The 6,435-nt window shown below is 44.4% G+C and carries 5 protein-coding genes and 1 riboswitch; of the genes, 2 read left to right on the forward strand and 3 right to left on the reverse strand.

Annotation, left to right across the window (positions count from 1 at the left end; translation table 11 throughout):
- Positions 1-3 precede the first annotated feature (3 nt).
- Complete coding sequence (gcvT, locus tag JOC27_RS10555; protein ID WP_205007257.1) at positions 4-1,101, reverse strand: glycine cleavage system aminomethyltransferase GcvT; 1,098 nt, start codon at positions 1,099-1,101, stop codon at positions 4-6.
- 183 nt (positions 1,102-1,284) lie between these two features.
- Positions 1,285-1,374: riboswitch (glycine riboswitch) on the reverse strand.
- A 132-nt stretch (positions 1,375-1,506) separates the two neighbouring features.
- On the opposite strand from gcvT, the gene JOC27_RS10560 reads away from it, so the two are divergent.
- Both JOC27_RS10560 and JOC27_RS10565 read left to right on the forward strand, forming a co-directional pair.
- Entirely contained in the window at positions 1,507-3,183 is a 1,677-nt protein-coding gene (locus JOC27_RS10560; RefSeq protein ID WP_205007258.1) for a DEAD/DEAH box helicase, read from the forward strand.
- On the forward strand, positions 3,161-3,949 hold the full coding sequence (locus JOC27_RS10565; RefSeq protein ID WP_205007259.1) for a YqhG family protein: 789 nt from the start codon (positions 3,161-3,163) through the stop codon (positions 3,947-3,949). The genes JOC27_RS10560 and JOC27_RS10565 overlap by 23 nt, the downstream gene beginning before the upstream one ends.
- Here JOC27_RS10565 and comGB read toward each other — a convergent pair.
- Complete coding sequence (gene comGB, locus JOC27_RS10570) at positions 3,946-4,977, reverse strand: competence type IV pilus assembly protein ComGB (protein WP_205007260.1); 1,032 nt, start codon at positions 4,975-4,977, stop codon at positions 3,946-3,948. The two genes, JOC27_RS10565 and comGB, sit on opposite strands and share 4 nt — an antisense overlap.
- Positions 4,952-6,058, reverse strand: coding sequence for a competence type IV pilus ATPase ComGA (comGA, locus tag JOC27_RS10575; protein WP_239530253.1), 1,107 nt, complete (start codon positions 6,056-6,058; stop codon positions 4,952-4,954). Before comGA ends, comGB begins: the two co-directional genes overlap by 26 nt.
- Between the last annotated feature and the right edge of the window lie 377 nt (positions 6,059-6,435).

A 6,435-nucleotide genomic window follows, 5' to 3' on the forward strand; every position in this document is an offset into this window, starting at 1 on the left:
TCCTCAACCTTTCTTGTAAAAAGGCGCTTTGATGACCTTAGCCAGTTTTTTCTTGCCACGTACATCGACTTCAACTTCAGTACCCAGATCAGCGAAAGAGGATGCAACAAGTGCCAGTCCAAGGTTCTTTCCGAGTGTCGGTGAATGGGTTCCTGTTGTAATTTCTCCAATTTGTCGCCCTTCAGCATAAACCGGATAGTGAGCCCGTGGAATCGCACGATCAATCATTTCAATACCAACCACTCGCCGTTTGAGTCCTTCTGTCTTTTGACGTTTCAATGCCGCTTTGCCAATAAAGTCTGCTGTTTTATTCAACTTGACCGCAAAGCCAATACCTGCTTCTAGTGGCGAAATGGTCTTGCTTAATTCATGACCGTATAGCGGCAGACGTGCTTCAAAACGCAGTGTATCACGGGCACCGAGTCCGCAAGGAATAAGTCCCGTATCCTTGCCTGCTTCAAGGACTGCATCCCATATAACGCGAGCTGAATCAGCCGCACAATATATTTCAAATCCATCTTCGCCAGTGTACCCTGTTCGCGAAAGCAACACAGGAACACCGCTCAATAGAATCTTTTCTTTAAAAGTAAATGTCTTAATTGCTTGTAAATCTGTTTCGGTCAGCTGCTGCAGCACCTGCTTTGCTTTCGGACCTTGAACAGCGAGCAGTGCGGTTGTCTCTGAATGATTTTCGAGGACCGCCTGATCGTTTAGATGACTTTTGAGCCAATCAAAATCTTTGGCAATATTTGCCGCATTGACCACAAGCATAAAATGCGTGTCTTCAAGTCGATAGATCAGTAGATCATCCACTGTTCCACCATCCTCGTAGCACATTGCTGTGTACATTGCTTCTCCGGGATGTATTCTACTAACATCGTTGGTCACCATTTTTTGCAGGTAAGCTTCAGATCCTGCACCTTCCAGGAAAAATTCACCCATATGCGACACATCAAAAATACCTGCTCCCGTTCGGACTGCCTGATGCTCCTGTGTGATGCCCGAAATCTGTACAGGAAGCAAATAGCCGCCAAAATCAATCAGTTTTGCACCTATCTCTTGATAATAACCATACAGCGGCGTTGTTTTTTGTTCAGACATTTATCCGGATTTCCCTCCTCAAAAGATGGATAACAGATTTAAGAGAAGCAAACAAAAAAGGACAGAGAAAGACACATAAAGTGTTTTCTCTGTCCTTAGACCTGAAAGTTTATCGCTTATCGAGCAACTCGTTTAAGCGGTATCCCCTTTGGTGGCCGAATTCTTCAGCACTCTCCAGAGGCGCGTCCGTCACAAGTCTTTTTGCCTGAGAGATTCACTCACCATTTGCTCCTTCGGCCACGCGTCTTCCGCGTTCTCTCCTCATGACGTCATCCGCAATCTATTCAGTTGCCGCGTTTAACTCGTCTCAAATTCGTCTATACTAACATCATTATCCTACCAATATTTCTGCCTGTTCGCAAGAGTATGTTCACAAAATTTTAACAAAAAACAAGGATGTTTCCGATGGAACCGATCATTCAATTTAGCCATTCATGGGAGGAAGAATTTTTAAAGCGGATCCAAAACGACGGTCCGTGGGCCAAACCAGAATTGTTTCAACTCGCCTATGAGGCCGAGTCCGCCCGACTGGTCCCCTCTTTTCATGGTTTGATCGCACCGAACCAGCTACCCGATCTCAATCTTCATCCACACCAGATTGAAACAGCCCGTACCGTTATTGAAGACATGCATGGCAAAGCGATTCTCGCGGATGAAGTTGGTCTTGGAAAGACGATTGAGGCAGGCTTAATCATCAAAGAATATATGATCCGCGGTCTGGTGAAAAAGGTGTTGATCCTTGTCCCCGCTTCTCTTGTCCTGCAATGGGTATCCGAGCTAAATGGTAAATTTTCGATTCCGGCAGTTCCGCAACGCAAAACCTATGTCTGGAGCCAATGCGACGTCGTTGTCTCATCGATAGACACGGCAAAACGCGATCCACATCGCAGTCTCGTGTTGGAACAGAACTATGACCTAGTCATTATTGACGAAGCGCATAAGTTGAAAAATCATAAAACGAAAAACTATCAATTTGTCCAATTATTGAAAAAGAAATTCTGTTTGTTACTTACAGCGACACCTATTCAAAACCGTTTGAGCGAAATTTTCTACCTCGTTTCGCTGTTGAAACCAGGCTATTTAGGCGATCAAGCTTCCTTTTCGCAAAATTACCAGAAAGGGAATCGTTCTGTAAAAAACGAGGAAAAATTGAAAGAGCTTGTTAATCAGGTAATGGTTCGTAATCGCCGCATTGATACAAAACTCCAATGGCCAAAACGAATCATCACCTCATTGGATATTACTTTTTCCAAAGAGGAACAGGAGTTTTATGAAGCGCTTTCCAATTTGAAAGACGTCGGATTAATACAAGGCTTTTCTTTACTGACACTTCAACGTGAAGCCTGCAGCAGCCGTGAAGCAGCCTTTCAAACGCTCAGCAAAATATATAAGAAAACCATTTCTCCGCACTATGAACGCTTATGGCATCTTCTTTTCGCAAAGCTGAATGCTGTGCAACGAAATGCAAAGGCTGAAAAAGCATTAGAGTTGATCCGGCAGATTAACGATAAAGTGATTATCTTCACTGAATATCGTGCCTCACAGCTCTATCTGCAATGGTATCTGAAAAAAAATGATATTTCATCAGTCCCGTTCAATGGCGGTTTTAAGCGTAATAAAAAAGACTGGATGCGCGCCCTATTTCAAAATCACGTACAGGTGCTCATAGCCACTGAAGCTGGCGGCGAAGGGATCAATCTCCAATTCGCTAGCCATATGATTAATTACGACCTACCTTGGAATCCGATGCGTATTGAACAGCGTATCGGACGTATCCATCGTCTCGGTCAAGAAAATGACGTGCATATTTATAATTTTGCGATTCGCGATACCGTTGAAAGCCATATCCTGAATTTGCTTTACAATAAAATCAATCTTTTTGAACAGGTGATTGGCGAGCTGGACACAATACTTGGCCGTATTGACTTGAACGATGTGGATCGCGAGGTAAGCCGGATTTTCGAGGAATCTGAATCGAGTGGCGAGTTGAAAATTAAATTGGATAATCTAAGCAGTGTCATTAACTCAGCACGGAAGCAGTTTGAGGAGGGAAAAACGGATGCAGCAAGCGGCGATCTATAATTATTTGTCTCGATTCTTTTCCGCTTCCGGCTGCGCGCTGCAGGCGGATAGCCATACTGGCCAACTCAAAGTTAAGCTCACTGAAGAGATGGACCAAATGCTGATGAACCGTCCCTTTTACTGGCACTATATCAAGCAAACCGGTGGCATTGCGGAAACCGCCACCCTGGATTTCCGTACCCATACTCGCGGCGACCAAGCCGAACTGATCTATTTTGGTGCCCCACGTCTACATCAGATTTTTAATGTTGCAGAAAAAATGGGCACGTTTATCCGGCTGTTTCAGAATCTGCCAGAAGACGCGCCTGCCGCCCTTGAACCTTGGATCGGCTTAAATATGAAAATCAGCTACCAATGCGATTTGAAACGTGATCGTATCTGTTCGGTCGGGCTTCAACTCATCAACGGCACACTGATTGAGGGCTTTGAAGAGATGCTGTCCGGTCTAAAGTTAATTCCAAAGATGCCTGACTATCTCTATACGCTCAGTCCGCTGATTACTGTTCCTAGCGGCATCAAACGCATTACTGCTTTTATTGAACGTGAATTGATCAACGAGCCTACGGATTGGGCAAATGAAGCAGGGCAGCGATGGCTTCGTGATCAAGCGCTTTTGGATGCTTTTTATGAGCAGCAAGATACAAAGCCGGAATGCTATTTTCAGGAAAAAGAGGCGCTTAAAGAGCAATACCAGCCTCGTATTTCGATTCAATTGATTAATGCTGGCCTTTTCTATCTTCGTTCCGCATCATTTCTCCCAGGCTAAAGACCATTTACAATATGAAAAATCGGGAGCAGAACAGCTGAGAACAGACCAAGTACAAGACCGCCGACAAAAATCAGAATCGCTGGCTGAACGTAAGAAAGTAGTTGCTCCATTTTTTCCTCAAAGTCAACAAGAATGGCATCACTATAGCGTGCGAGCGATTCCCCGAGGATACCGCCAAGTTCGCCTTGACGAATGACCGATACCATGTCTGGAAGGAAATAGCCGACGCGGTCGATCGCTTCAGTAAACCGTCTTCCCTCGTCAAAGCATTGGCGTAATCGTTCCGCTTCATAATTCAGAAATGGTGTCGCTCCGGTATCTTTAAGGGCATCAACCGCTTGACGAATCGACAAGCCGGAGCGCAGCATACTTCCGAAATAAAAGGAAAATTTCTGTGTCAGTAAATGACGGAGAAAATGTCTCAGAATTGGCAGATGCAGCGCAATCTGTATCTTTTTTTCAACTGGCAAGCGACGACTATAAATCCAGAGAAGCAAGCCTGCTGTAATAACGGCCAAGAGGAGAGCAGCCAAGAGAAATGCGTGATTCGACAAAATAAGAAGCACGCGGGTGATCAGCGGTAAATCAATTTGCAGTGAATGATAGAGTTGAAGAAAATTAGGCAATAGAAAGTGCCCGATGATATATAACATCAAGAGGAGCAGCCAAAGAAGGAAAAGCGGATAACGAAGCAGCCGCCCGAGTCTTCGTCGATTCTCTTCTTGACGCTGCAGCATATGACCGCACGCTGTTAGCCCCCTGAATAAATCGCCACTCTTCTCTGAAAAATAAATCGAACAGACAATGGCTTCGGGAAAATGAAATGCGCGGAGAATCTCATGAACTTTCCAACCTTCTTCGAGAGCAGCGATCATTTTCTCAATATCATTTCGAAGCATCTGATTTCGGTGAAAAAATTGAAAGCGCATGGCTACTAAAAGTGTATATCCTTCTCCAAGGCACTGACCCAGATGCACGAGAAACAAGGCTTGTTCCGTCTTAGTCCAATTTTTTCTGATACGCATGAGAAACGACGCCTCTTTCCCGGATATCTTCCTCGATCCATCCCCTGGAAACGCCTTCTTCAATAAAATCCTCAATGGTTTTGTAACCCGGATGAACCGAACTAAATGTTTGATTCGCCAGCAGATCATGAAGCGGCATTCCGGCAAGAATTTCAAAAATACCCGTTCGCTTCGGATGGTGGCGATTTGGACAATCCGGTTTACAAACGGCTCCGCAGTTCGGACATTGTATTGACACCAGACGCTCGCCAATGACGCCGATCAGTGTTTCACGTAAATCAAAGCGTGAAACACCAAGTTCTGACATACGCTGAATCGTACTGGCGGCATGCGCAGCATGCACCGTTGATAAGACAAGATGACCGCTCAATGAAGCTTTGAGTGCAATACGTGCGGTTTCTTCGTCACGGATTTCACCAATCATAATGATATCCGGGTCATGGCGAAGGATCGCTTTGAATCCTCTGGCATAGGTGAAATTTGCTCGTTCATTGACTTCCATCTGAACAAACGTATCATTACGCTTCTCTATTGGATCTTCGAGGGTAATCACGCGGGCATTGTATTTCTTTTGCAATGCGGCGAGCAGCGTATACAAAGTTGTGGTCTTTCCTGATCCAGTCGGTCCTGAAACGAGGATAAGACCGTTCTGATAATTGAGCAGACAGTTTAGTCCATTCACTGATTCTTCAAAAACAGACAGATCTTCTATCGCAGGATTTTTTCTTTGGGGAAGGATTCGAATAACCATACTTTCGCCGCTTGGGGTCGGCAAAGTCGAAAAACGCAGGGAAGCGTGATCATGAGCGAAGACAGTCGGCATTGCACTACTTTGTGGCAGCCGTGTTTCGCCGATATCCATGCCAGACAGAAATTTAAAATGATTGATCATCCGTTCTGCTTCATCAGCGGCAATAATCGCCATTTGGTATAAATAACCGTGAATCCGCAGCTCAATCAGCGTTTCTTCAGCTCGGGGGATAAAATGAACATCCGATGCGTCGGCGGAATAAGCATCGGCCAGAAGTTCCTGACAACGTTCGCGAATTAGCTCCGCTTTCTCTTGTTCCTGTTCATTCAAATTGCATAACCTTCTCTCCTATAAATTCAGAGATCGGGTGAAGCGTACTGATCAGACAACACAATATACTAATTCGCCAACTGTTTTGCTTTCTCCTTCAAGACAAGTGACTATTTTAATATAATTTTTTTTTATTAAATTCTCCTATTGTTAGTAATTATTGATCTACCATGTGGTCATTTCCGGGGCGCAAACCTTTGGAATTCTTAAGCAAAAACAGACAGACGCGAAGTCTCCAAATTGCGCGCCTGTCTGTCACAATTGATTATTTTGTATTACCGGATTACTAGCGTTGCATAAAAATTAAAGTCTTAAATATGTGAATAATCAGAATTAGTTTGGGCCTTCTTGAATTAAAAAACTCAATAACCACTCAA

Source organism: Sporolactobacillus spathodeae, from assembly GCF_016908935.1.
Classification (GTDB): domain Bacteria; phylum Bacillota; class Bacilli; order Bacillales; family Sporolactobacillaceae; genus Sporolactobacillus; species Sporolactobacillus spathodeae.

What these genes read in the sequence shown, in the direction of transcription:
- gcvT (WP_205007257.1), bottom strand. Translation starts at nt 1,101, where the DNA reads ATGTCTGAACAAAAAACAACGCCGCTGTATGGTTATTATCAAGAGATA.
- JOC27_RS10560 (WP_205007258.1), top strand. Translation starts at nt 1,507, where the DNA reads ATGGAACCGATCATTCAATTTAGCCATTCATGGGAGGAAGAATTTTTA.
- JOC27_RS10565 (WP_205007259.1), top strand. Translation starts at nt 3,161, where the DNA reads ATGCAGCAAGCGGCGATCTATAATTATTTGTCTCGATTCTTTTCCGCT.
- comGB (WP_205007260.1), bottom strand. Translation starts at nt 4,977, where the DNA reads ATGCGTATCAGAAAAAATTGGACTAAGACGGAACAAGCCTTGTTTCTC.